We start from the raw sequence: 25,296 nt of genomic DNA, 5'->3' as shown, positions 1-25,296 counted from the left end.
GCTCTCGGAGAGCCCCTCCCTGGAAACTCCTCGCCAAGAACCCCCCTCCGGGAACCTCTCAGTAGGAGTCCCGGATCTCCCGCAGGATCTCCTTGGTGCGGGGCACGGAGGCGGCGTGGGCGGACATGTGGTCCAGCACTTCCAGGTGCGTGGCCACCTCGGCGCGCGAGTCCAGGTAGATGGCACCGGTCAGGTACTCGCTGTAGACCATGTCGGGCAGCTCCGGCTCCGCGAAGCGGAACAGCGCGAAGGAGGTGTACGTCCCCGGATGCGGGCCGCTCGCGTACTCGGCGACCTGGACGGAGATGTCCTCGCTCTCCATCTCCCGCAGCAGCCGGTCGATCTGGTCCCGCATGACCTCGCCACGGATGCTCACCGGACGCCGCAGCGCGGTCTCGTCCATGATCACCCAGAGGCGGGGCCGGTGCTCGCGCCCCAGCAGCAGCTGCTGCCGCGTCATACGCAGCGTCACATGCCGCTCGATGGCCTCGGGCCCCGTCTGGCCCACCGTTCCCGCCTCCAGCACCGCGCGCGCGTACTCCTCGGTCTGCAGCAGCCCGGGCACGAAGTGCGGCTCGTACGAGCGGATCAGACGGGCGGCGCCCTCCAGGCTGACGTGCATGCTGAACCAGTCCGGCAGCACATCGTGGAACCGCTGCCACCAGCCCGGCTGGTTCGCCTCCTCGGCGAGCGCGACGAAGGCGGCCACCTCGTCGTCGGCCACGCCGTACGTCGTCAGCAGCACCTGGAGGTACGGGATCTTGAGGGCGACCTCGGCCATCTCCATCCGCCGCACCGTCGCCGGGGCGACACGCAGGACACGTGCGGCCTCTTCCCGCCTCAGCCCGGTGGCCTCGCGCAATTCCTGCAGCCGCCGCCCGAGCACCACTTGCCCCACGGTGGGCGCAGCCCGCCGCTCACTCACGCCACGCCCTCCCCAAGCGCCGAAGCCCCCACTCAAACGGATCGGCGACACTCCGTCAAGAGACCAGTGACTGAAGGTATTTGACCGTCGCCGGATCCGCGGGCAGAAACGTCTCGATGGCCAGCTCGGCGACGGTGACGTCCATCGGGGTGTTGAAAGTGGATATGGAGGAGATGAAGGACAGCACGCGCCCGCCGTGCTCGATCTGCAGGGGGAGCGCCAAATAGGGAACGGGCTCGACGCCGCCATCCAGTCCCCCTTCCTGTTCCCGCTCCGGTACGGGGTAGGCCGCCACCTCCTCGTAGAGCGCACGCAGTGGCTCGGAGCGGTCCAGCGCGATCTGCCGTTCCATCTGCGCGAGCAGGTGGTCGCGCCACTCGCGGTGGTTGCGGATCCGCGGCGCCAGGCCCTCCGGGTGGAGGGTCAGCCGCATCGCGTTCAGCGGTGGCGTGAGCAGCGACTCGCGGACGCCCTCCAGGAGCATGGTGATGCCACGGTTGGCGGCGAGCACGGTGTACGTGGCGTCGACCACCAGCGCCGGGTAGGGCTCGTAGCCCTGGATCAACTGCTCCATGCCCTGGCGCAGGGCGTCCATCGAGGGGTCGTCGAGGGGGGTCTCCGGGTAGTGGGGCGCGTAGCCGGCGGCCAGCAGCAGCGCGTTGCGTTCCCGTACGGGGACGTCGAGGTGTTCGGCCAGCCGCAGCACCATCTCCTCGCTCGGGCGCGAGCGGCCGGTCTCGATGAAGCTGATGTGGCGGGCCGAGGAGTCGGCCCGCAGCGCCAGTTCCAGCTGGCTGACCCGGCGCTGCTCCCGCCAGCCGCGCAGCAGCGGGCCGACGCCTTTGCCGGCAGGGGTGGTTGAGGGCCTGGTCGGACCAGCGGCGACGATGGACATACGCCGACCGTAACCGAGGAACGCTCCCGGTGTGGGCCTGGTCCTCGAACGCCGGACGGCCCGGGTTTCCAGGGGCGCGGGGAACTGCGCGACCAGCCCCCACACACCCGCAGTCGAAGACGGGGCGCCGCAGAGCCCTGGTCGGGGGACTGTGGCAGGCTGAGAAACAGTCCCCACCGCACCCCACCGCAAGAAGAACGGAGCGAGGCCATGCCCGTCGAACCCCTGTCGCAGAAAGAGATCGAGGATCAGCTCGCGGAGCTGCCCGGCTGGTCGCTGGACGGCGACCACCTCGCCCGCGCCTACCACCTCCCCTCCCACTTCGCCGCGACCGCGATGGTCGTACACATCGCCCAGGTGCAGGAGGAGCTCGACCACCACTCCGACCTCACCCTCGGCTACAACACGATCTCCCTCACCGTGAACACCCACAGCGTCGGCGGAGCCGTCACCGAGCTCGACCTCAAGCTCGCCCGCAGGGTGGAGGCACTCGCTCCGGGACATGGCGCACACTGATCCGCATGCTGGACTACGACAAGGAAGCCGACGCGTACGACGCCAGCAGGGGCGGTGAGCCCAGAGCGGCCGCTGCCGCGGACGCCGTACTCGGCCTCGTCCCCGACGACGTACAGGCCCTGCTCGACGTCGCCTGCGGCACCGGAATCGTCACCCGCCGCCTCGCCGCCGCCCGCCCGGCACTCCGGGTGACGGGCGCGGACGCCGCGCAGGGCATGGCCCGGATGGCTGCGGCACGGCTCCCGGGCGCGGTGATCCGCGCCGACAGCCGCCGACTGCCCTTCCCCGACGCCTCGTTCGACGCCGTCACCAGCGTCTGGCTGCTCCATCTGGTCGACGGCGCCGAGGACGTCCGCGCCATCGTCGCCGAGTGCGCGCGGGTCCTGCGCCCGGGCGGGGTGTACGTCACCACCGTCGACAAGGCCGCCGCGCACGACGTGGGCAGCGACATCGACGCCGTACTCGCCTCCCGCCCGCGCCGCCCCGCCCAGGACCGCCCCGAGGACGTCGAGGCGTACGCCGTCGAGCACGGCCTCACCCCGGCCGGTCGGGCCCGTTTCCGGGGCCACGGCCAGGGCCGCAGCCCGCGCAGCACGGTGGCGGACCTGCGCCGCGGCTGGTTCACCCGGATCGCCCCGGACGACCCGCTGACCGAGCGTTTCGTCACGCTGCTCGAAGCGCTGCCCGATCAGGAAGTCCCGCGCCCCGACCCGCGGTTCGCGCTCCGCGCGTTCAGGAAGATCCCCGCCGCGCGAACTCCATGACCCAGTTGGTCACCCATGTCTTCTCCTCGTCCACGGAGAAGGCCTGCTCCCAGCGGGCCGTGGTCGGGGAGATCCCCGACCACACGAACCGCACCCGCACGTCCTTCCCGGCGTGCGTGTCGTCGCCGTGGAACTCACCGCGCCCGTCGGACCCGAACCGCCCCACCACCGGCGGAAACAGCTTCCCGCTGCGGCTCGACGACCAGTTCAGCGACCACACCCGCGCCACCGGGTCGAAGAGCCGCAGGGTGAGCCCCTGCCAGCCCTGAGCGGGCACCGTCATCTCGTCGATGTTCGCGGCCCCGTCGAACAGGCTCCAGCAGCGGTTCGTGGACCCGAACTCCTCCCAGGCGCTGGCGGGGTCGAGGAAGTCGGTCAGACGCCTGTGGCGGACGTCCCACTCGCCGTGGAAGAAGTCGAAGTCGTGCGGGCTGCTCATGAGCGGTCTCCAGTCGTGCCCTCGGGGAGGGAATCGGCGAGGTAGGCGTCGAGGTCGGGGGTGTCGGGCACGAGCATGTGCCGCACCCAGGCGTCGCGTTCGTGCAGGATCGGCGGCAGCTCCCAGACGCAGCCGATCCAGGGGAGGTCGGGCGTGACGAAGTGCGTGGGGTCCCGGTCCGGGCAGCCCAGGACCGGCTGGCCCGCCGACGCGCCGCGGAAGTGCAGGACGTTGTCCCACACCCAGCTGTACGCGTTGAGGTAGGCGCCGTCGTCGCCGCCCCGGTGCAGTACGACGAAGGTCGCGGGCGGCGTGCCGTCGGGCTCCGGCAGCAGTTCCGGCAGCATCGCGTACGCCGCCGCCTCGACGTCGGGCGCGATACCGGCCGGGTCCGCGGTGACGTGGTAGCGCTTGATCCGTCGCCCCGCCACCTCGATGGGCGGCGGCACCGTCAGCAGTTTCTCCCTGAACGCGGAGGAGTTCGGTTCGTTCCGTTCGTTCGGGGAGCTCGGGGAGTTCAGGGGGTTCGAGGAGTTCGGCAAGGTCGTGGAAGCCATGCCCCGCACGCTAGGCCGACTTCACTGACATCCTGTGTCAGTGAAGTCCAGCCGGCTCGTCTCGATCCTCCTGCTGCTCCAGACCCGCGGCCGGATGACCGCCGCCGACCTCGCCGAGGAACTCGACGTCTCGGTGCGCACGGTCTACCGGGACGTCGAGGCGCTGAGCGCGGCGGGCGTCCCGCTGTACGGCGACGCGGGGCACGCCGGCGGCTACCGTCTCCTCGACGGCTACCGCACCCGTCTCACCGGCCTCACGGAGGGGGAGGCCGAGGCCCTCTTCCTGGCCGGCGTCCCCGGCCCCGCCGCCGAGCTGGGCCTCGGCCCGGTCCTGGCCGCCGCCCAGCTGAAGGTGCGCGCCGCCCTCCCGCGCGAGCTGCGTACGCACGCCGACCGGATCAGCGGCCGCTTCCACCTGGACGCCCCCGGCTGGTACGCGGACGCCGACGACACCCCGTACCTCCCCGCCGTCGCCGACGCCGTCTGGAACGCGCGGGTGCTGCACGTCCTGTACCGCCGCTGGCGCGAGCCCACGGATGTGCGGCGCCGCCTGGAGTCGTACGGCCTGGTCCTGAAGGCGGGCCGCTGGTACGTCGTCGCGGGCCCCGGTCCGCGCACGTTCCGCGTCGACCAGATTCTCGAACTCACCTCGACGGCAGAGGAGTTCAGTCGCCCGAAGGCGTTCGACCTGGCCGCGTACTGGACGGCGTACCAACAGGAGTTCCACGACCGGCTGCACGGCGCCGAGGCCTTGATCCGGATCGCGCCGGGAACCGTTCTCACCGGCCCGGCGGCCCGGGCCGCCGAGGTCAACGGCCATACAGATACGGATGGTTGGACGCGTGCCACCGTCCCCATCGAGTCCATCGACCAGGCCCACGACGCATTCCTGCGACTGGGCGCGGCGATCGAGGTACTGGAGCCCGCCGAACTGCGGGAGCGCATCGCGCGCACGGTGGCGGCGCTGGCCCGCCTGTACGCGTAGAGAGCGCTTGCGAATGCTTGCCGAAAGGCGGCAACCCACCTGCCCGTCGCGGCAACTGAGGGGACAGAAGCAGTCTGTCCTCTCAGGAGGTAACCATCGTGCAGCACCCGCACAGGCAGCACCGCAGACGCGCCATCGGTTCGGCCCTGGTGGCCTCGGCCGCCCTGATCGCCGCCGGACTCACCGCCCTCGGCACCGGAACGGCCCATGCGGCCACGGCTCGGCAGGTGGAGTCCCTCGACCGGGGCGTCGTCAGTGTCCACACCGACAGCGGCAACCTGGTCAGCTGGCGCTGGCTCGGCACAGACCCGAACGACGTGTCGTTCAACGTCTACCGGGCCGGTACGTTGGTCAACCCGACGCCGATCACCGGCTCCACGAACTACTTCCACTCGGGCGCGCCCGCCCAGGCCGACTACACGGTCCGCGCGATCTTGGACGGCGTCGAGCAGGCCGACTCCGTCCACGCCGTGCAGTTCCGCACCGGATACAAGGACGTGCCCATCACCCCGCCCGCGGGCGGCACCACTCCCGACGGAGTCGCCTACACTTACGAGGCCAACGACGCCTCCGTCGGCGACCTCGACGGGGACGGCCAGCTCGACTTCGTCCTCAAGTGGCAGCCCACCAACGCCAAGGACAACTCCCAGTCCGGCTACACCGGAAACACCGTCATCGACGGCGTCAAGCTCGACGGCACGCGCCTGTGGCGCATCGACCTGGGCAGGAACATCCGCTCGGGCGCGCACTACACGCAGTTCCAGGTGTACGACTACGACGGCGACGGCAAGGCCGAGGTCGCCATGAAGACGGCGGACGGGACGACGGACGGCCGGGGCACGGTGATCGGCAGTTCCTCCGCCGACTACCGGAACTCCAGCGGATACGTGCTGTCCGGGCCCGAGTACCTGACCATGTTCAACGGGCAGACGGGCGCCGCCATGGGCACCGTCGACTATGTCCCGGCGCGCGGCACGGTCTCCTCCTGGGGCGACTCGTACGGCAACCGCGTCGACCGTTTCCTCGCGGGAACGGCCTACCTGGACGGCTCCCGGCCCTCCCTCATCATGGCGCGCGGCTACTACACCCGTACCGTCATCGCCGCCTGGGACTGGCGGGGCGGCGCCTTCACCCGACGCTGGACCTTCGACACCAACTCCTCGACCAACAGCGGCAAGGGCTACGACGGCCAGGGCAACCACCAGTTGTCGGTCGCGGACGTCGACGGGGACGGCAAGGACGAGATCGTGTACGGCTCGATGGCCGTGGACGACAACGGCAACGGCCTGTGGACCACCAAGAACGGGCACGGCGACGCCATGCACGTCGGCGACCTCGACCCCTCCCGTCCCGGTCTGGAGGAGTTCAAGGTCGACGAGGACTCCTCGAAACCGGCGTCCTGGATGGCGGACGCCAGGACGGGCGCGATCCTCTGGTCCACGGCGGCCAACGGTGACAACGGCCGAGGTGTCTCCGGTGACATCTGGGCGGGCAGCGCGGGCGCCGAGTCCTGGTCCTCGCACGCCGACGGCGTCCGCAACCCGCAGGGCACGGTGGTGGCGACCCGCAAGCCGGGCAGCGTCAACTTCCTGTCCTGGTGGGACGGCGACCCCGTCCGGGAACTCCTCGACGACACCCACATCGACAAGTACGGCACCTCGTCCGACACCCGCCTGCTGACCGGCTCGGGCGTCCACTCCAACAACAGCACCAAGGCGACTCCGTCACTGTCCGGCGACATCCTCGGAGACTGGCGCGAGGAGGTCGTCTGGCCGACGACCGACAACACGGCCCTCAGGATCTACTCCACCCCCTACGAGACGACCACAAGGATCACCACCCTCCTCCACGACACCCAGTACCGCACGGCCCTGGCCTGGCAGAACACGGCCTACAACCAGCCCCCGCACCCGAGTTTCTACATCGGCGACGGGATGGCGACGGCGCCCCGGCCGACGGTCTACACCCCGTGAGCAGCGGGGCGCGCGCCGGAGCCGGCGCGCGCCCCCGTTCCCGTCAGCTCACCGTGCAGGTCTGATCGCCCAGTTTGAAGGCCGTGGGTCTGGTGTTGGCCGCCGTCCAGCTTCCCGTGAAGCCGAAGCTCACCGATGAACCCGTCGCCACGTTCGCGTTCCAGCTCACATTCTTCGCCGTGACGCTCGTGCCCGACTGGGTGACATCGGCGTTCCACGCCTGGGTGATCTGCTGTCCGTCCGTGAAGGGCCAGCTCAGGGACCAGCCGCTCCAGGCGGTGGTGCCGGTGTTGGTGAGTGCCACGTCGGCCTGGAAGCCGCCCGACCACTGGTTGGTGATCTTGTACGTCACCGCGCAGGCGCCCGTCGGCGGGGGCGTCGGATCCGTGCCGCCACCCCCGCCACCGGTGTCGGAGCTGTCGCCGTAGATGATTCCGCGCCCGTTGGTCGCGATGTACACGCGTCCGTAGATCCGCGGGTCTCCCGTGATCGCGCTGCCGGTCCAACCCCACTGGTGGGCGTCGTCGTTGATGCGGGTCCAGCTCGCGCCCTTGTCCGTCGAGCGGAAGATGCCACGCACCCCGCCGATCTTCGCGCTGGTGTAGAGCGTCTGGTACGAGGCGCCGGTCGCCGCCTTGCCGAAGCCGATGGTGTCGGCCTGGTCGACGTTCGACAGCTTGGTGAAGCTCGCGCCGCCGTCCGTGGAGTGCCACAGCCCGTACGCGCCGTCGCTCGCGCCACCCGCCAGCCACACGTCGCCCTTCGCGCCGGGCAGCGCCTTGAAGCGCACGCTGTCACCGCTCGGCAGGCCGGTGGCGGCGGAGGCGGAGAAGGTGGCGCCGCCGTCCGAACTGACGTAGAACCGGCCGGACTTGAACCCGTAGAAGGTCTTCGGGTCGACTCGGTCCGACTCCACGATCGCGCCGGACGGGATGCCGCCGGACGCCGACCACGACGTACCGAAGCCGGTCGTGTACTGCACGCCCGCGCCCACCGGGCTCCACACGAAGCGGCTGCCGTCGGACGCCGCCGCGACCGTGCCGCCGCCGCTGACGCCCGAAGGGTCGGTGCCCGCGAACCAGTTGGCGCCGTTGTCCGTGGAGAAGGCGATGTGCGGGCCCGAGTCGAGGTTGCCGACGCGCACCACCGTGTTCGGGTTGGCCTCGCCGTAGTCGAGGCTCGTCGTCGTGGTGAAGTTCGGCGAGGTGTACATCATCGACGGCACCTTGGTGAGGTCCGTGTGCCGGAAGCCGCCGATGTCACCGAGGGCGCTGAGGAGAGGGGCTCCGGAGGGGGGAGAGGCAAGGTCGCTTACCGCCGTCTCCTCCAGGCCCTGGACCATGGGCCGCATCGTGAACTGGCTGTTGCTGTCCCAGTTCGTGAGGTTCTCGGTGCCGTAGATCGTCGCGCCCGTTCCGTACATCATCCGGGCGGAGTCGAACGGGTCGATCTCCAACCCCTCGGTCATCCAGCCGAGTTTGGGGGACTGCTCGGGGGGTGACGGGTTCGCGTTGAAGGTCAGCCAGGGCACGGACGACACGTCCATCGTGTAGCGGTTCGAGCGGTTCGGGTACGAGGTGTAGTCCCAGGCCTTCGTCCAGGTGCCGCCGCTGTCGGTGGACCGGAAGATCTGGGTGTCGGGCCACCACGAGCTGTACGCCGTGGTCATCACCGTGCCCGGATGCTGCCGGTCGACGGTCAGTCCGCTGAATCCGTAGTAGGTGTCGGCCTCCGCGACCGGGCTGATGTTCGTCCAGGTCCCGGTCCTGGTCGCGTACCGCCACAGCTGGCCCTTGCCGCCGTCGTACGGGCCGCCCTTGTCGCTGTAGGCGAGGTAGAGATAGCCGTTCGTGGCGTCGAGGACGCCCTTGTGGGCGAGGTAGCCGGTGGGCTGCCCGGCGAGCCGGGACCAGGTCGCGCCGCCGTCCGTCGAGCGGTAGACCGCGTTGTCCTTGTCGGCGACCCCGACGTAGATCGTCTGTGTGGCGCTTCCGGAGGTGCCGGTGGACTCGTCGAAGGTGACCCAGACGATTCCCTGGTTGTCGGAGGCATAGCCGCTGGTGTCGGTCGCGTCCTGCACGTAGTTGCCGACGTTCGGGAAGTTGGTCACCTGCGACCACGTGACACCCGAGTCCGTGGACCGCCACAGACCCTTGCCGCTGGGCGCACCGAGGTACAGCACGCTGTCCTGGTTGGGGTCGATCGCGAGGCGCTCGCCCATGCCCCGGCCCGGCATGTTCCCGCCCAGCTTGAAGGGCAGATCGGTCCGCTGCCAGCTCGCGCCCCGGTCGGCGGAGCGCAGCACGGCACCGTTGCCGGGATCCCAGCTGTTCGTGTACGTGCCGACCGCCGCGTACACCTTGTTCGGGTCGACGGAGTCGGACGCGAGGCTGACCACCCCGGTGTGGCCCCAACGGTCCCAGCCGATCGAGTCCGTGAGCGGGGTCCAGGTCTTGGTCGACTCCTGCCAGCGGTAGGCGCCGCCGATGTCGGTGCGGGCGTAGGCGAGGTTCTTCTCGGAGCGGTTGAAGACGATGCCGGGGACGAAGCCGCCGCCGTCGATCCGGGCGTTCTTCCAGGTGTACGTGTCGGCGGCGAGCGTCGTTGTCGGGGTGCTCGCGGCGAGGGCGGACGGACTGCCCGCCAGCAGGCCGGCGGCCAGTGCCAGCACGGCCGTGAGGATACGGGTTCTTCGCACGGTGGGGTCCTCTCTGAAGGAGGGCATGACGACCGGGCGGCCCCCAGTGCGGGTGGGGGCCGCCCGGCCAGGTGGCCTCGTCGTCAGGTGACGAGACCGCGCACGCGGAGCTTCGGGCGCCCGGAGAGGCGCGGTGCGGGGCCTCGCGCCCGCCAGGGGCGCGGGGAACTGCGCGACCAGCCACAACCGGCCCGCAGTTCAAGTACCGCCCGACCCGCGGAGCGCCCGGCGGGGACTATTCGAGAAGCTCCGCGTACGAGCCCATGGCCAGGGCGATGTCCGCCTGGGCCCAGAACCGGTGGTACGTGAAGGAGGGCGCGGCTCCGCCCGCCAGATAGGCCTCGATCTTCGACCAGTTCGGGTCGTTCTTGTAGAAGGACCTGAGCGAGCTGAAGGTCGAGGTGGAGTTGATCGTGTCGCCGTTCGGCATCTTGCCGCTCCAGCCGCTCGGTACGTAGACCGTGTCGTCGAAGCGGTTGTAGTCGGCGCGGGTCTCCGGGACGGCGATGCCCAGGCCGTCCTGGTAGTTGCTCCACATGCCGTCGAGGAGTGCCTTCGCCGTCGTCTTCGCCTGGGCGTTGCCGGACTTGGCGGCGTAGTACGACAGGGTCTTGGCGTACGCGGCGGCCACACCGACGTCGTTGGTGTAGTCGGCGACGGTCACGTGAAGTCCGGTGTTGGCGCCGGGACTTGAAGCGTTCCATGTGTCGGGCGTGCCGGACCACTGGAGCGTGGAGGGGATCTGGTAGGTGCCGTCCGGGTTGATCGTGGTCTTGGACAGCGCCCAGGAGACCCACTTGTCGAGGATCGCCTTCGCGCTCGCGTTCCCCGTCTGCTGGTAGTACTCGGCGACCCGCTCCATGGACCAGGCCTGGAAGCCGAACCACTGGTTGGACGGCGGGTCGTGGTACACCGGCTGCTGGTCGTAGTACATGCCGTAGAAGGTCGGCGTCCCGGCCGGCGGGGTCGCGTAACGGCCCGCCCAGCTGTTGGTCGCGCCGCCCGCGATGGCGCCCTCGTTGGACTGCAGCCAGCGGTAGAACTCCAGCTGCCGGGTGAGGGAGGTCCCCCAATCGGTCGCCCCCGTCGAGGACTTGGGCTTCAGGTCGGCGTACGAGCTGAGCGCGTACGCGGCCAGCGGGTTCTGGTAGCCGCCGTGGACATGGCTGGAGCCGATGCGCCAGGCCCAGCCCGCCGAGGTGTCGGTCGCGCCGCCCCAGGCGTAGTACCAGGAGAGCAGATAGTGCGAGGCGTCCTTGCCGGTGCCGGCCGCGCAGGTCGACGGGCCGACACAGTTGCCGATCTTCTTGAAGTACTTGTCGTACATGGCGTAGCGCAGATAGTCACCCATCTTCGCCGCCTTGCCGACGGTCGTGGACACATCGCCGCCCTTGCCCTGCGCCTTGGCCCACACGTCGGCCCAGTACGCGGCCTGCACGGCCCGCGCGTCGGCGTCCGGCGCGTCGGTGTACTTCCACTGCTTGGCGTACGAGGAGTCCCCGGTGAAGAGGTCCAGATAGCCGTTGGTGGAGCCGTACTTGAAGGCGTCGCAGGTCGGCTGCGGCACCGTCTCCCACACCGACTCCTGCGCGCCGCGCTGGAAGGTGTTGAGGTACGACGGTCCGGTCGCGGTCGGTCCGGCCTCGCACGTGCCGGGCTCGTTGCCGTAGCCGTAGACGTTGTCGACGTCCTGGAGCCAGTGCATGCCGTACACGTCGTCCGTGCCGTACGCGCTCTTCAGCTCGGCCGCGATCGGATCCGAACCGACGGAGACACCCGTGTCGAGCTTGGCCGGGTACTCGTTCGGGGTGTCGAGCTCCGGCGCGTAGGTCGCGGGCTTCGAGGCGTTGTAGAAGGAGTTCGTCGGCTGGTCGGCGTGGGTGGGGATCATGTACGTCTCCATGGTCGTCCACGCGGCGTTGAACTTGGACCAGTCGCCGGTGACCTTCCCGTACATCGCCTGCAGCCAGATCAGATAGCTGTACGCCTCCGAGGTCGTCTCATGCCCCTGGTCCGGCGCCTCGACGATCAGCGTCTCCACCGAGTGGTAGGGGATGCCCTCGGGCGAGAAGTAGCCGTTCGCCGGGTTGGTGATCCTGCCGTAGAGGTCCAGGAAACGGGCGTCGTACGCCTTCGACGCGGCCAGCTCCGTCACGGTGACCGTCGCCTTGGCGTACCCGGTCGCCGAGGCCGTGAAGGTCGCGGCGCCGGTCCCGGAGGCGTCGGCGGTGACGGTCACGTTCTGTGCCGTGTTCCAGTTGGCCGGGGTGAAGGTGAGCGAGGCGCCGCCGGTCACGGAAAGGCCCGTATTGCCGTCCGTACGGGCGGTCGTCACCGTCACGTTCGCGGCCGGTTGTTTCGATAGTTGCACGGCAAAGGTGCCCGACTTGCCCTGCTGCACGCCGAGTTGGGTCGGTGAAGCCACCACGGCGGGCCCCGAGGCGACCGTGATGCCGACCGGTGTGGACGCCGCGGAAGCGCCCAGGCTGTCGTACGCCTTGGCCACCAGCGAATGACTGCCCACGGCCAGGCTGGACGTCGACAGCGTGTAGGGGGAGCTGGTGTCCGTGCCCAGCAGGGTCGTGTCGTCGTAGAACTCGACCTTGGCGATCGTCGCGTTGTCGGCGGCCGCCGCGGTCGCGGCCAGCGGGATCGCGTCACCCTGCGTGTAGACCGCGCCCGCGGCCGGGCTGGTCAGCACGGTGACCGGCGGCTGGTGGGCGCCGGTGCAGGTGGTGCCGTTGATCGCGTAGGAGGCGGGCGCCGTGTTGGTGCCGCTGTAGGTGAACTGCGCGCCCGTGGAGACCGCTGCCCCGGCGGCGATCGTCCCGTTCCAGGAGGCGTTCTTCGCGGTGACCGTCCTGCCGGACTGCGACCAGGTGCCGTTCCAGCCGTTGGCCAGCGTCTGGTTGCCCGCGTAGTCGTACGTCAGGGTCCAGCCGTTGATCGGGTCCGTACCCCGGTTGGTGAGCGTGAGATCCGCGGTGAAGCCGGAGCCCCAGTCATTGGTCTTGTAGTCGACACTGCACTGAACTCCCGCTGCTTGAGCGGGAGTTGAACCATTGGCGAGCATCGTGAGCGGAAGCGCGAGGGCGGCCACTACGGCGGTCCACAGCCGCCGGGCCCTCCGGCGTCTGCTTCTGGAACTTGGGTGCATGTCCTGGTTCCTCCTTGCGGCTCGGAGAAGTGGGGGCGGAGCAGCAACAAGCCTTGAACCAGTGGGAGCGCTCCCATATTGGAGAGGGGGGTCGAAGGGGTCAAGGTGCTTGAAGAGTCGAAATTGTTCGATTGATCAACAGTGCGACGCCTCTGTCCTTTACCGGCACTTGGCGCTAACTTCATCCGCACCAGTGGGAGCGGTTCCATCAGTCGACGCGTCCGTCACGACGCGCCCGAGCTGCAAGGAGTCGCTCATGCGACACCCTCCGCGTTCAGGACTTTTAGTGGTCGGCGCCGCGGTCGCCCTCGTGGGCACCGCGATCGCGCCGGTCGTCACGGCTTCAGGAGCCACACCCGCGTGCACGGTGGACTACTCCGTCACGAGCCAGTGGGACACCGGCTTCCAGGGCGCCGTGAAGATCACCAACAACAGGGCCGCGCTCAGCGGTTGGAGTCTCACCTTCGACTTCGCGAACGGTCAGAAGGTCAGTCAGGGCTGGAACGCCAAGTGGTCCCAGTCCGCCACGACGGTCACCGCGGCCAACGAGAGCTGGAACGGCTCGCTGGGCTCAGGGGCCAGTGTCAGCGCCGGGTTCCTCGCCTCGTGGTCGGGGAGCAACACCGTACCCACGACGTTCAAGCTCAACGGGACCACGTGCAACGTGGACACGGAGCCGTCGCCGACCCCGACGGACCCGCCGCCCACGACCGGTACGGCACCCGAGCTGTATGTCTCCGGGAACAGGCTCGTCGACGCCGACGGCACGACGCGGCGGCTGCTCGGAGTCAACCGCTCCGGCGGCGAGTTCATGTGTGTCCAGGGATACGGCATCTTCGACGGCCCCGTCGACGACGCCTCGGTCAAGGCCATCGCCGACTGGAAGGCCAACACGGTCCGCATTCCGCTCAACGAGGAGTGCTGGCTCGGCCTGTCCAACATCAAACCGGAGTACGCGGGCGCCAACTACATCTCCGCCGTCAAGGACCTGGTCGCCAGGGTCGAGGCGCACGGGATGACCCCGCTCGTCGAACTGCACTGGAACTACGGGCAGTACACCGGGAACTCGGCGGGCTGCTCGGACGTGCACGCCACCTGCCAGAAGCCGATGCCGGACGCGCAGTACAGCCCGGCGTTCTGGTCCTCGGTCGCAGGTGCGTTCAAGGACGACCAGGCCGTCGCCTTCGACCTGTTCAACGAGCCCTACCCGGACCGTGCGACCTCCACCACCGCCCAGGCGTGGGCCTGCTGGAAGGACGGCGGCACCTGCCCGGGCATCGGCTACGAGGTCGCCGGGATGCAGGACCTGGTGGACGCGGTGCGCGGTACCGGCGCCAGGAACCTGGTCCTGGCCGGCGGGCTCGCGTACTCCAACGACCTGAGCCAGTGGCTGACGTACAAGCCGAGCGATCCGACGGGCAACCTCGTCGCGGCCTTCCACACGTACAACTTCAACACGTGTGCCAGTGAGAGCTGCTGGAACTCGACGCTCGCCCCGGTGGCGGCCCAAGTCCCGCTCGTGGCGGGGGAGATCGGCGAGAACACCTGCTCCCACGGCTTCGTCGACACCGCGATGAAGTGGTTCGACGACCGGGGGCTCTCCTACCTCGGCTGGACCTGGAACACCTGGGACTGCTCCTCCGGTCCCTCCCTGATCTCCGACTACGACGGCACTCCCACGTCGTACGGAGTCGGGCTGCGTGATCATCTGCGCGCCCTCAACGGATAACCGGCCCAGGAATCAGACGCACATCCGCGCAGGAATCAGACGCTCACCTGCGCAGGAACCAGACGCACACCCGTGCAAGCAGTCAACGGACACCCGCGCAAGAAGAGATGGGAACCCGCACTCATGAGTCGTACCAAATCCGCGCTCTTAGGGGCGCTCGTCCTGCTCGCCGGCGCCTCGGGAACGGCCGTGGCGGCCGTTCCCCCGGACGCCGCCGGGATCGCCGCCATCCCCTGCACCGTCGACTACAAGGTGCAGAACCAGTGGGACACCGGCTTCACCGCCGCCGTCACGGTCACCAACAACAGCGCCGCCAAGTCCTCCTGGGCGGTGAAGTGGGCGTACGCCGGGAACCAGAAAGTGACCTCGGGCTGGAACGCGAAGATCAGCCAGAGCGGCGCCGCCGTCACCGCGGCCAACGAGACCTACAACGGGACGCTGGCGACCGGCGGTTCGGTCAGCTTCGGCTTCAACGCCTCCTACAGCGGCACCAACGCGCTGCCCACCTCCTTCACCCTTGACGGGGTGACCTGCAACGTCGACGACGGAAGCGGTGGCGGAGGCGGCGGAGGGGGCAGTGACCCCTCCGGGAGAGTCGACAACCCGTACGCCGGAGCCAAGGTGTACGTGAACCCGGAGTGGTCCGCGAAGGCGGCGGCGGAGACCGGCGGCAGCCGGATCTCCAACCAGCCCACCGGTGTCTGGCTCGACCGGATCGCCGCGATCAACGGGGCGAGCGGCAGCATGGGCCTGCGCGCCCACCTCGACGCGGCGCTCGCGCAGAAGGGCAGCGGCGAGGAGGTCGTCCAGCTGGTCGTCTACGATCTGCCCGGACGTGACTGCGCGGCCCTCGCCTCCAACGGAGAGCTCGGCCCGACGGAGATCGACAAGTACAAGACGCAGTTCATCGACCCGATCGCGGCGATCCTCGCGGACAGCAAGTACGCCTCGCTGCGGATCGTCACGACCATCGAGATCGACTCGCTGCCCAACCTCGTCACCAACACCGGCAGCCGGGCCACCGCCACCCCGCAGTGCGACACGATGCTCGCCAACGGCAACTACGTGAAGGGCGTGGGCTACGCGCTGGCCAAGCTCGGCGCGATCCCGAACGTCTACAACTACCTCGACGCCGGTCACCACGGCTGGATCGGCTGGGACGACAACTTCGCCCCGTCCGCCACCCTGTTCAAGCAGGCGGCCACCAGCGAGGGCGCCACGGTCGACGACGTCGCCGGGTTCATCACCAACACGGCGAACTACAGCGCCCTGAAGGAGAACAACTTCACCATCAACGACACGGTGAACGGCACCTCCGTCCGCCAGTCCAAGTGGGTCGACTGGAACCGCTATGTCGACGAGCTGTCCTTCGCCCAGGGCTTCCGCAACCAGCTCGTGTCGGTCGGCTTCAACTCCGGCATCGGCATGCTGATCGACACCTCCAGGAACGGCTGGGGCGGCACCGCCCGACCCACCGGTCCCGGCGCGACGACCAGCGTCGACACCTACGTCGACGGCGGGCGCTACGACCGCCGTATCCACGTCGGGAACTGGTGCAACCAGGCCGGTGCCGGTCTCGGTGAGCGCCCGCAGGCCTCCCCGGCCACGGGGATCGACGCCTATGTGTGGATGAAGCCCCCGGGTGAGTCCGACGGCTCCAGCTCCGCCATCGCCAACGACGAGGGCAAGGGCTTCGACCGGATGTGCGACCCGACCTACACGGGCAACCCCCGGAACAACAACAACATGTCCGGCGCGCTGCCGAACGCACCGCTGTCGGGGCACTGGTTCTCGGCGCAGTTCCAGCAGCTGATGACGAACGCGTATCCGCCGCTGTAGGGCGTCCGACCTGGTGATCCGCCGGGGGTCAGGCCTCCTGGGCCAGCCCCCGGCGGATCGCGAACTCCACCGTCGAGTAGTCGCCGTCCGCCCGCTCCAGCTCGTAGGGCACCGCCGGATACAGCGGCGGCTGCGCCATGAAACGCGGGCGCGTGCCGTGGTGCGGCTGCGCCGCGTGCACCAGGAACGGGTGGCAGAGATACACGTCCCCGGGGCGGCCGGTGGCGTGCGCGAGCGGGCGGTGCGCGGAGGCCTCGGCCACCTTCGGACCGAGTTCGAGGAACGAGGCCCCGGCCTCGCCGTACGGCTCCAGGACCGGCGGCACATCGAGGTGCGAGCCGACCCTGATACGGGTCGGGGCGTCGGCCTCGGTCACCTCGCTGAACAGGAAGAGCATCAGCAGGGCCCGGCCCCGCGAGCGGAGATTGGAGTGGTAGAGCGTCTCGCCGTCGGGGAGGTAACTGCCTTCGATGTGCCAGCCCGCGTCGTCCGGCTCCTCCGTGTGCGGGAACCGCAGCGGGAAGCTGCCCAGCGCGTAGCGCGGCTCCCAGCGTCTCTCGCCGACCAGTAGGTCGAAGGCCTGGTGCAGAGCGGGGGAGTTGGCCGCGGCGGCGAACGGGCCCTGCGCCATGCCGCTCACCCAGTGCACGGGGTCCTTCCAGGTGCCGGGGTCGTCCGGGTCGTACCCCGTCTCCTTCCACAGCAGCCGGGCGCAGCTCTCGGCGACGCGCGGCGGGAAGGCGCCCTCGATCTTCACGAACCCGTCCTCGAGGAACCGCTCCACCAAGTCGTCGTCCATGGGGCCATGCTCGGGGACGCGCCGCTTCGCACGCATCAGGTTTTTCTGCCGCCGGGTTTGCCGTTCGAGCAACATCGTTGGCTGTTTCCGGGAGCTGGGGAGCACGCTGTCTACGCACCCGGACGAGAGGCGGACCACCATGGCACACGACCACCACCGCGACCACGAGAGCGACCGGCACGCTCATGACCACACCCACATGGACTTCGCCGAGATGCTCCCCATGCTGGAGCAGGAGGCGGAGCTGTTCAGCCCGCAGTACGCCGAGGCGGCGGGCTGGCTGCGGGACCAGCGGTCCGGGACCGGGCTGATCGTGGACGCGGGCAGCGGCCCCGGTGTCATCTCCTGTCTCCTCGCGGACACCTTCCCCGCGGCGCGGGTCGTGGCCGTGGACGAGGTGGAGCCCCTGCTGGAGCGGGCCCGCGCCCGCGCCGACCGGCTCGGCGTCGGTGACCGCCTCAGCACCTTGCGGGCCGAACTCGGCGAGGGGCTCGGCGACTTGGAGTACCCGGCGGACCTGCTGTGGGCGAGCAGGTCCCTGCACCACGTGGGCGACCAGCGCGCCGCGCTCGCCGGTTTCGCACGCGCCCTGGCGCCCGGAGGCACCCTCGCCCTCATGGAGGGCGGTCTGCCCATGCGCTACTTCCCGCGCGACATCGGCATCGGCCGCCCCGGCCTCCAGTCCCGTATCGACGCGGTCCACGACGAGTGGTTCGGCCGGATGCGGGACGAACTGCCCGGAGCGGTGCGGGAGACGGAGGACTGGCCCGCCCTGCTGACCGCCGTCGGGCTGCGCCACACCGCGAGCCGTACCTTCCTCGTCGACCTGCCCGCCCCGGTCTCGGACGAGACGCGCGCCTTCGTCGTCACCTCGCTCACCCACCGCCGCGACGCCCTCGCGGCCGGCCTCGACGCGGACGACCTCGCCCTCCTCGACCGTCTCCTCGACCCGGACGACAAGGCGAGCGTCCACCACCGGCCGGACGTCTTCCTGTTGGCGGCGCACACCGTGCACGTCGCGGTGAAGCCGGAGTAGTTCCGTCCGGTCAGCACGTGCCCGGGAGTGCGTACACGGTGACCCGGGCGCCCTGGACCCGGTGCGTGCCGCACGTCTCGAAGTACGTGGCCAGGACCCGTCGTTTGACGATCTCGCCCGGGGCCGCGTCGAGCGGCTGTCCCGCGGGATCGCTCACGGCGACGATACGGGCCGCCGTGAGCATGCGGGCGCGGACGACCGGCGCCGGAACCTCGGTGCCGTACAGGGTGTGCGAGGCGGCGGGTGCGTGGTCCAGGGCCAGATCGCGCAGCCCGCGCAGGGATCCGGGGTCGGGCAGGGACCACACCCGGCGTCGCGCCGGCAGGTAGAGGACCCCGTCACCCGGCGCACCGGCCTCGGCGACGGCCCGGGCGATCGCGCCCACGTCGTCGACCCGGCTCTGCGGTGTACGCAGCTGCACGGTGACGGGGAGCAGCGCGAGAACGGCGGCGCCCGCGCAGGTCAGCGCCGCCGCGCGGGTCCGCCGGGCCCGGGTGAGCCGGTCCAGCGCCGCGCCGGTCAACAGGGCGGTGCCGCTCTGGCCGTAGAGCACATAGCGGTCCACGTACAGGGGGCTGACCAGCGAGACCAGCAGGAGCAGCAGGGCGGGCAGGACGAGGAGCCCGAGCGCGAGGGCGGGCAGCCGGACGCCCCGGAGCGCGCGCGAGGTGGGGTATCGGCATATCGCCGCGCAAGCCAGGGCGACGGCGGCCGTTCCCGCGAACCCCGCGAGCGCTCCGGCGCCCGGTCTGCCGATCCACGACACCTGATCCGACTGCCGCGCACTCAGGACGGCGAGCGGCGCCACCGTGACGAGGACCACCGCCGCCGCCCCGGCCCAGGCCCGGCGGGCGGCGCGTGGCACGGCGACCGCGTGCGCGGTGAGCGCCAGTACGGCGAACTCGTGCAGCAGCCCGGCGGCCACCAGCACCGCGCCGTAGGCGATCCAGGTCCGGCCGTCCCGGCCCGCCACCGCCCGCACCAGCAGATACGTCGCCCACACGACCAGCGCGCACACGATCGCGTACGACCGGCCCTCCTGCGCGTACCGCTGGACCTGCGGCAGCAGCGCGAAGACGGACCCCGCGAGGAGACCCGCGCGGGGCCCGGCCAGCCGCTGTCCGAGGAGGGCCAGCGTTCCCGTCGCCGCGGCCGTGGCGAGGACCGACGGGAGCCGGAGCACCAGGAGCGGGTCGAGCCCGCCGGTGACCTCGAACAGCAGGTGCATGAGCAGGTAGTACAGACCGTGTACGGCGTCGGCATCAGCGAGTGTCGACCACAGGTCGGGCAGCGACCGCCGCGCCATGTCGTACGTCACCGCCTCGTCCCGCCACATGCTGCCGCCACGCCGTACGCCCCACAGCCCGAGGGCGAGCGAGAGCAGGGCGGGGGCGAACACCGTCAGCGGGGTGCGTGGGGCGGGCGACGGCAACCGTGCGGGGACGAGTGGCGGTCTGGAAGTGTGTGTGGTGGCGATGGCTGACTCCGGCGCGTGGGCGATGCCTCGCGGTCCCCTCCGACGGGGTCCCGAGGACGTGCACCGCCGAGTCCAGCCGCCGCACGATTGATGGGCAGCCCCGTCGCGGGGCTCCTATCAATGCGGGTGGGGAGCGGTGCCGACGGATCGGGCCGCCGCGGACGGGGGGGAGTCACCGGTGGGACGCCGAGAGAAGCCGTTGGACCCGGCGCAGGGCGCGGCGGCGCGGTTCGCCTTCGAGCTGCGGGGGCTCCGTGACGAGGCGGGCGCTCCGACCTACCGCGCGATGGCCCGTCGGGCGGGCTACTCGGGGCCCACACTGTCCGCCGCGGCGGCGGGCGAGAAACTGCCCACACTGCCGGTGCTCCTGGCGTACGTCAGCGCGTGCGGAGGGGACCCCTCCGTGTGGGAGCGGCGCTGGCGCGCGGCGCTCGCGGACGACGCGGGCACGCCCGCACCGGACGATGCCGAGGGCCCGTACCCGGGACTCGCCCGCTTCGAGCCCGCCGACCGGGACCGCTTCCACGGCCGCGACGACCTGATCGCCGAACTGCTGCGACTCGTCGGCCGCAGCCGGGTGTCGGCCGTCGTCGGCGCCTCGGGCAGCGGCAAGTCGTCCCTCTTACGGGCGGGGCTGATACCGGCGCTGCGCGCATCGGCCGGCGCGAGTGCAGCGGAGCCGGCCGCCCCGGTACGGACGCGCGCAGCGCTCCCCGGACAACGCAGGCCCCCCGTGTCCGAATTCGGGACCACGACCACCGAGCCCGCTCCGTCCGCCGTCCCCTCCCCGCTGTCCGCCCCGCACCCTCCGGCCCCCGCCGCCATCCGCATCCTCACCCCCGGCGCCCACCCGGCCCGCACCCATGACGCGCTGTTCGTCCCGCACGACGCGCCCGGCGACACCCTGCTCGTCGTCGACCAGTTCGAGGAGCTCTTCGCGCTCTGCGGCGACCCCGGTGAACGGGCCCTGTTCATCGAGCGGTTGCTCACGGCACTGGACCCGGACAGCGGACTGCGCGTGATCATCGGGGTCCGCGCCGACTTCTACGGGCGGTGCGCCGAACACGGCCCGCTCGCCGAGGCGCTGCGCGACTCCACCCTGCTCGTCGGGCCGATGACCCCGCAGCGGCTGCGCGAGGCGGTCGTCCGGCCGGCCGCCGCGCGACGGGTCGTCGTCGAACGCGCCCTCACCGCCCGCATCGTGGCGGACGTGGCCGACGAGCCGGGCGGCCTGCCCCTGATGGCCCACGCGCTGCGCGAGATCTGGCGGCGCCGCAGCGCCCGTACCCTCTCGCTGACCGCGTACGAGGCGATCGGCGGCGTCCAGGGCGCCGTCGCGCACACCGCGGAGGAGGTGTACGCGCACTGCACCCCCGTCGAGGCGGCCGCGGTACGGGCGCTGCTGCTGCGGTTGGTGAACCCAGGTGACGGGGCCGAGGACACCCGGCGGCCCGTCCACCGCGACGAACTGGGGGAAGCCGACACCACGGCGCGGGTGCTCGAACAACTGGTGGCGTCACGCCTGTTGACCGTCGACGGCGACACCGTCGACCTCGCGCACGAGGCCCTGATCAGTGCCTGGCCCCGGCTGCGCGGCTGGGTGGACGAGGACCGCGAAAGGCTGCGGCTGCATCGCAGGCTCACCGAGGCGGCGGGCACCTGGCAGCAGCTGGACCGGGACGCCGGAGCCCTCTACCGGGGAGTGCGCCTGACGGCGGCGCGGGAGGAATTCGGCTCCGAACAGGGGGAGTTGAGCCCGCTGGAGCGGGACTTCCTGTCCGCGAGCGTGACGGCGTACGAGTCGGGTGTTCGTGCCGCCGCCCGTGCGGCCCGCCGTCTGCGGAGTCTGACCATGTCCCTCGCCGTGCTGCTCTGCCTCGCCGTCGTGGCCGGTGTGGCCGCCTGGCGGCAGAGCGGGGCCAGCGCACGGCAACGGGACGAGGCGGAGGCCCGCCGGGTCGCCGTCTTCGCGGACACGCTCAGGGCGACGGATCCGCGCACGGCGATGCGCCTCGCGCTCGCGGCCTGGCGCACCGCGGACCTGCCCGAGACACGCGAGGCGGTCCGGACGGCCGCCGCCCAGAGCGACCAGGCCGCCTTCACCCAACCCGCACAGATCCGCGCCCTCAACGCGCCGTACTGGCTCAGCGCGGACGGCCGGATCTACACAACGGTCGTACGGGACAAGGTCGTTCAGTGGGACGTAAGCCGTCAGCGGCAACTGCGTGAGGTCGCGCTGCCCGGTCTTTCGGAGGGGATCACCGACGTCAGCGCCGACGCACGCTGGATCGCGTACCGCGGCCGTGACGGCGCGACGGTCAGGAACCTGTCCCACGGCGAGAGCCACCGCATCGCGCCGGGACCCTGGACCGACACCGACGGGGCGTTCGGGCCGAGCGGACGCACCTTCGTCGTACGGCGCGGAGGGCGGGGGACCGGAGACGAGCGGGCCACGGTCGAGGTGTGGGACGTACGACGGGAGCGGGTCCTCCTCCGGTATCCAGGGGGCGATCCGGACGGACCGCTGCCGGTACTGAGCGCGAACGACCGGTTCCTGGCCTGGTGCACCCACGACGGTGAACAACTGCGCGTCTGGGACGTCGTCGAGCGGCGCCGGGTCGTGACCGATCCGCCCGCGCGGACGCAGCGGCTGCTGTGCCGGTCGGACGAGTTGACCTTCACCCCCGACAACCGCGCGCTGGCCGCGGGAACCACGGACGGCGTCGTCACCTGGGACTTCCATGCCGACCGGGGACGTCCCCTGCTGCCGATGCCCGGCGAGGGCGTCAGCTCGGTGGAGTTCGACCCCACGGGCGCCTACGCCCTCAGCCGGGGTTCGGCCGGCCTGGCCCTGTGGCGTACGGACAGCCCGGCCCCGGCGGACGGCGGGCCGCGCCGACCGCTCATCACGTTCCCCGTCGAGACCCCCGCCGTCACCGACATCCGGCTCGACCCGCGCGAGGGTGTGCTGCGCTACCGCGAAGGTTCCCGGGCGGGAGTCGTACGCACCCTCTCGCTGCACGGGCTCATCAGTACGGCGTGGCGGAAGAAGGCGCGGACCGACGCCGCGTTCGACGCCGACGGGAAGTCGGCCGAACCCGCGGTGCGGCCCGCGGTGCGTGCCGTCGCCGCGGACGGCACGGTGCACACCGCCGTCAGCACCCGCGACGGGATCCGCGTCACCCGTCAGGGCGCGCACCCCGTCTCCCACGTCGTCGGAAGACGGAGCGAAGGCCCCGCCGCGATCGACCCGGCAGGGCGTACGGTCGTGACCGCCGAAGGAGTCCTGATCGATGTCGAGACGGGCAGGCGCAGGAGGGGGTTCGAGGGTGAGGATCTCCTGCGCACCGCGGTCTTCAGCCCCGACGGACGCTTCTTGGCCGCCGCCGACACCCAGGGACGCCTCACCCTGTGGGACGCGGGCGCCCGGCACCGGATCGCCGTCCTCGCAGTCGCCGACTCCACCGTCGAGCGGCCCGCCCTGGCCTTCTCGGCCGACGGCTCGCTGCTGGCCGCGAGCCGGGACGACGGCTCGGTCCATGTGTGGGAGACGGCGTCCCCGCGACTGGCGGGAGCGACCCTGCCGACCGGTGACGGACCCGTCCTCGCGATCGGATTCACCCCGGGTGCAGGGGAGTTGCGCATCGCGACAGCTCATCTTCCTCTGCGTTCGGTGAAGTTGGCGCCGGACCGCGCGGTGGCCGATGTGTGTGCCCGGGCGGGGGGCGGGGCGACCCGGGCCGAGTGGCGCAGATATCTGCCCGACGTGCCCTACCGGAAGACGTGTTGAGGGAGGTCGGCGGTGCCGGCCTTGACTTCGAGGGAGCTCCAAGTGATGTACTCCCGCTGGTCGTCATACAACAAGCGGGGGTATCCATGACCGACTCACCTGTCGCACTCATCACCGGTGGCGGAAGCGGCATCGGCGCCGCGGCCGCGCGGCGACTGCTCGATGCCGGCCACCGGGTCACGGTCACCGGCCGGGGTGCGGATCGGCTGCGTGCCTTTGCCGAGGAACTCGGGAACCCCGAGGGCCTGTTGACGGTCGTCGGGAACGCGGCCGATTACGACCAGGTGCTGGCCGCGGTCGAGCTGACGCTCAAGGAGTTCGGGCGCCTCGACACCGTCGTCGCCAACGCGGGTTTCGCCACGCACGACACCGTCGCCGGCGGTGATCCGGCGGGCTGGTCCGAGATGGTGCTGACCAATGTGCTGGGTCCCGCGCTGCTGATCAGGGCCTCCATCGACGCCCTGAAGGAGACGCGGGGCCGGATCGTGCTGGTCGGGAGTGTGGCGGGCCACGTCCACGGCCCCGGCAACATCTACGGGGCCACCAAGTGGGCCGTGACCGGGCTCGCCGAGAACGCCCGCCGCGAGGTGACCGAGTTCGGTGTCGGCGTGACCCTGATCTCGCCGGGCCGGGTGGAGACCCCGTTCTGGGACAGCTACGGGAGTCTGCCACCCGGTCATCTGCTGACGGCGGACCAGCTCGCCGAGTCGATCGTCTGGGCGATCGGACAGCCGTCGGGCGTCGATGTGAACACCGTGGTGGTACGTCCGATCGGCCAGCCCAACTGACGTCGGACCCGCGGGCACCTCAGTCGTTGCGGAAACCGCAGTTGTTACGGAGACCTCAGTTGTTCTGCAGGAACTGCTTCGCCAACGAGTCCCCGAGCGACACCGCCGCACTGTGACTCTCGATCGGCGACACCTGGGAGTTCTTGAACAGGATGTACGTCACGCCGGAGTCGGCCCCGCCCGTGGCAGGGTCGGGGTCGATACCGAGGGCCTTCGCCGTGGCGTACGACGCCTCACCGATGATCTTCGTGGGCCCGGTGTCGCCGACCACCGCGTACTCGACCTTGTTGTTGTAGATCACGGCGACGACACCGCCGCCCTTGATGCCGTAGCTCGTGTACTTCCAGATGCTGCTGGTGCTGGGCACGACGACATACGGCAGCGACTCGGCGCGCAGCGGCTTCCCGTCGGACTGGTGGAACGCCGTGTCGTCCTGGAACCAGGGGTCGGCGTCGCCGTTGCACTTGCCGGTGACCTGGCCGTCGCAGTCGATGTCCATGTCGGCCTTCCAGAACACCGCGCCGTTCTTGCCGCACACGGGGATGGTGGCCGAGGTCTCGTCGTCGGTCTTGTACTTGCCGTTCGATATCTGCGAACAGGACGTCACCTTGGCGAGCAGGTCGGCCGCGCTGACCGAACCCTCCTGGGCGGAACGGGGGGTGACGGAGCCCGACGCGCTGGCCGGGAGCGCCGCGGTGGCGAGGAGCGCGGCACCGGCGACGGCCGCGAGGGTCAGTGTTCGAGAGCGCACTGTGGGGGACCCTTCTGTTAGGAAAGTTTCCTTACCGGGTTGCGCTACAAGGTGGCCCTCTTGCATGACCGCGTCAAGCCCTCCGGCGGAGTTGGTCCGGTCCAGAGACTGAAACCGCCGTGGAGGGGTGTGGATGCGCGTCGGCGCGTGCGTGGGAAGACGCCGTCGGCCCGGACAC

The 25,296-nt window shown here is 70.6% G+C and carries 18 protein-coding genes; 9 read left to right on the top strand and 9 right to left on the bottom strand.

Annotation, left to right across the window (positions count from 1 at the left end; all coding sequences use genetic code 11):
• Window positions 1-58: 58 nt before the first annotated feature.
• Together AQJ27_RS05220 and AQJ27_RS05215 are read right to left on the bottom strand one after the other, a co-directional pair.
• On the bottom strand, window positions 59-925 hold the full coding sequence (locus AQJ27_RS05220) for a helix-turn-helix domain-containing protein (protein ID WP_067362164.1): 867 nt from the start codon (window positions 923-925) through the stop codon (window positions 59-61).
• Between the two features lie 55 nt (window positions 926-980).
• Entirely contained in the window at window positions 981-1,820 is an 840-nt protein-coding gene (locus AQJ27_RS05215) for a helix-turn-helix domain-containing protein (protein WP_067362161.1), read from the bottom strand.
• Window positions 1,821-2,030: 210 nt separating this feature from the next.
• Between AQJ27_RS05215 and AQJ27_RS05210 the strand changes: the two genes are divergently transcribed.
• Both AQJ27_RS05210 and AQJ27_RS05205 read left to right on the top strand, forming a co-directional pair.
• Complete coding sequence (locus AQJ27_RS05210) at window positions 2,031-2,336, top strand: 4a-hydroxytetrahydrobiopterin dehydratase (RefSeq protein ID WP_067362158.1); 306 nt, start codon at window positions 2,031-2,033, stop codon at window positions 2,334-2,336.
• A gap of 5 nt (window positions 2,337-2,341) precedes the next feature.
• Window positions 2,342-3,100 (top strand): class I SAM-dependent methyltransferase, encoded by a 759-nt coding sequence (locus AQJ27_RS05205; protein ID WP_067362155.1) that lies wholly within the window; start codon window positions 2,342-2,344, stop codon window positions 3,098-3,100.
• On the opposite strand, the gene AQJ27_RS05200 is transcribed toward AQJ27_RS05205, so the two are convergent.
• Together AQJ27_RS05200 and AQJ27_RS05195 are read right to left on the bottom strand one after the other, a co-directional pair.
• A complete protein-coding gene (locus AQJ27_RS05200; RefSeq protein WP_067362152.1) occupies window positions 3,069-3,539 on the bottom strand; it encodes a hypothetical protein in 471 nt (156 codons plus the stop codon). The genes AQJ27_RS05205 and AQJ27_RS05200 overlap by 32 nt on opposite strands.
• Window positions 3,536-3,988 (bottom strand): hypothetical protein, encoded by a 453-nt coding sequence (locus AQJ27_RS05195; RefSeq protein WP_201264247.1) that lies wholly within the window; start codon window positions 3,986-3,988, stop codon window positions 3,536-3,538. The genes AQJ27_RS05200 and AQJ27_RS05195 overlap by 4 nt, the downstream gene beginning before the upstream one ends.
• Before the next feature lie 148 nt (window positions 3,989-4,136).
• Here AQJ27_RS05195 and AQJ27_RS05190 point away from each other — a divergent pair, with 148 nt between their 5' ends.
• On the top strand, window positions 4,137-5,081 hold the full coding sequence (locus tag AQJ27_RS05190) for a helix-turn-helix transcriptional regulator (protein ID WP_067362149.1): 945 nt from the start codon (window positions 4,137-4,139) through the stop codon (window positions 5,079-5,081).
• 98 nt (window positions 5,082-5,179) lie between these two features.
• On the top strand, window positions 5,180-7,054 hold the full coding sequence (locus AQJ27_RS05185) for a rhamnogalacturonan lyase (protein ID WP_067362146.1): 1,875 nt from the start codon (window positions 5,180-5,182) through the stop codon (window positions 7,052-7,054).
• Window positions 7,055-7,097: 43 nt separating this feature from the next.
• On the opposite strand, the gene AQJ27_RS05180 is transcribed toward AQJ27_RS05185, so the two are convergent.
• Together AQJ27_RS05180 and AQJ27_RS05175 are read right to left on the bottom strand one after the other, a co-directional pair.
• A complete protein-coding gene (locus AQJ27_RS05180; RefSeq protein WP_067362143.1) occupies window positions 7,098-9,752 on the bottom strand; it encodes a cellulose binding domain-containing protein in 2,655 nt (884 codons plus the stop codon).
• Window positions 9,753-9,987: 235 nt separating this feature from the next.
• On the bottom strand, window positions 9,988-12,909 hold the full coding sequence (locus AQJ27_RS05175) for a glycoside hydrolase family 48 protein (RefSeq protein WP_067362140.1): 2,922 nt from the start codon (window positions 12,907-12,909) through the stop codon (window positions 9,988-9,990).
• Between the two features lie 256 nt (window positions 12,910-13,165).
• Here AQJ27_RS05175 and AQJ27_RS05170 point away from each other — a divergent pair, with 256 nt between their 5' ends.
• Together AQJ27_RS05170 and AQJ27_RS05165 are read left to right on the top strand one after the other, a co-directional pair.
• Window positions 13,166-14,638 (top strand): cellulase family glycosylhydrolase, encoded by a 1,473-nt coding sequence (locus AQJ27_RS05170; RefSeq protein WP_079064781.1) that lies wholly within the window; start codon window positions 13,166-13,168, stop codon window positions 14,636-14,638.
• A gap of 123 nt (window positions 14,639-14,761) precedes the next feature.
• Window positions 14,762-16,477, top strand: coding sequence for a glycoside hydrolase family 6 protein (locus AQJ27_RS05165; protein ID WP_067362137.1), 1,716 nt, complete (start codon window positions 14,762-14,764; stop codon window positions 16,475-16,477).
• A gap of 28 nt (window positions 16,478-16,505) precedes the next feature.
• Here AQJ27_RS05165 and AQJ27_RS05160 read toward each other — a convergent pair whose 3' ends face one another.
• Window positions 16,506-17,276: a phytanoyl-CoA dioxygenase family protein gene (locus AQJ27_RS05160; RefSeq protein WP_201264221.1), complete on the bottom strand. Its 771-nt coding sequence runs from the start codon at window positions 17,274-17,276 to the stop codon at window positions 16,506-16,508.
• A gap of 139 nt (window positions 17,277-17,415) precedes the next feature.
• On the opposite strand from AQJ27_RS05160, the gene AQJ27_RS05155 reads away from it, so the two are divergent.
• Complete coding sequence (locus tag AQJ27_RS05155; RefSeq protein WP_067362134.1) at window positions 17,416-18,312, top strand: class I SAM-dependent methyltransferase; 897 nt, start codon at window positions 17,416-17,418, stop codon at window positions 18,310-18,312.
• A gap of 10 nt (window positions 18,313-18,322) precedes the next feature.
• Here AQJ27_RS05155 and AQJ27_RS05150 read toward each other — a convergent pair whose 3' ends face one another.
• Window positions 18,323-19,711 (bottom strand): glycosyltransferase family 39 protein, encoded by a 1,389-nt coding sequence (locus AQJ27_RS05150; RefSeq protein ID WP_235613374.1) that lies wholly within the window; start codon window positions 19,709-19,711, stop codon window positions 18,323-18,325.
• Between the two features lie 256 nt (window positions 19,712-19,967).
• Between AQJ27_RS05150 and AQJ27_RS55515 the strand changes: the two genes are divergently transcribed.
• Together AQJ27_RS55515 and AQJ27_RS05140 are read left to right on the top strand one after the other, a co-directional pair.
• Window positions 19,968-23,579, top strand: a complete 3,612-nt coding sequence (locus tag AQJ27_RS55515; RefSeq protein ID WP_159064325.1) for an nSTAND1 domain-containing NTPase — start codon at window positions 19,968-19,970, stop codon at window positions 23,577-23,579.
• Between the two features lie 86 nt (window positions 23,580-23,665).
• Window positions 23,666-24,367, top strand: coding sequence for an SDR family oxidoreductase (locus AQJ27_RS05140; protein ID WP_067362128.1), 702 nt, complete (start codon window positions 23,666-23,668; stop codon window positions 24,365-24,367).
• Window positions 24,368-24,422: 55 nt separating this feature from the next.
• On the opposite strand, the gene AQJ27_RS05135 is transcribed toward AQJ27_RS05140, so the two are convergent.
• On the bottom strand, window positions 24,423-25,118 hold the full coding sequence (locus AQJ27_RS05135) for a glycoside hydrolase family 75 protein (protein WP_067362125.1): 696 nt from the start codon (window positions 25,116-25,118) through the stop codon (window positions 24,423-24,425).
• Window positions 25,119-25,296 lie beyond the last annotated feature (178 nt).

It is taken from the genome of Streptomyces olivochromogenes, from assembly GCF_001514115.1.
In the GTDB taxonomy this organism is placed as follows: Bacteria; Actinomycetota; Actinomycetes; order Streptomycetales; family Streptomycetaceae; genus Streptomyces; species Streptomyces olivochromogenes.
The sequence above is the reverse complement of the archived record's forward strand: the minus strand, read 5'-3'. Positions and strand labels throughout refer to the sequence as shown.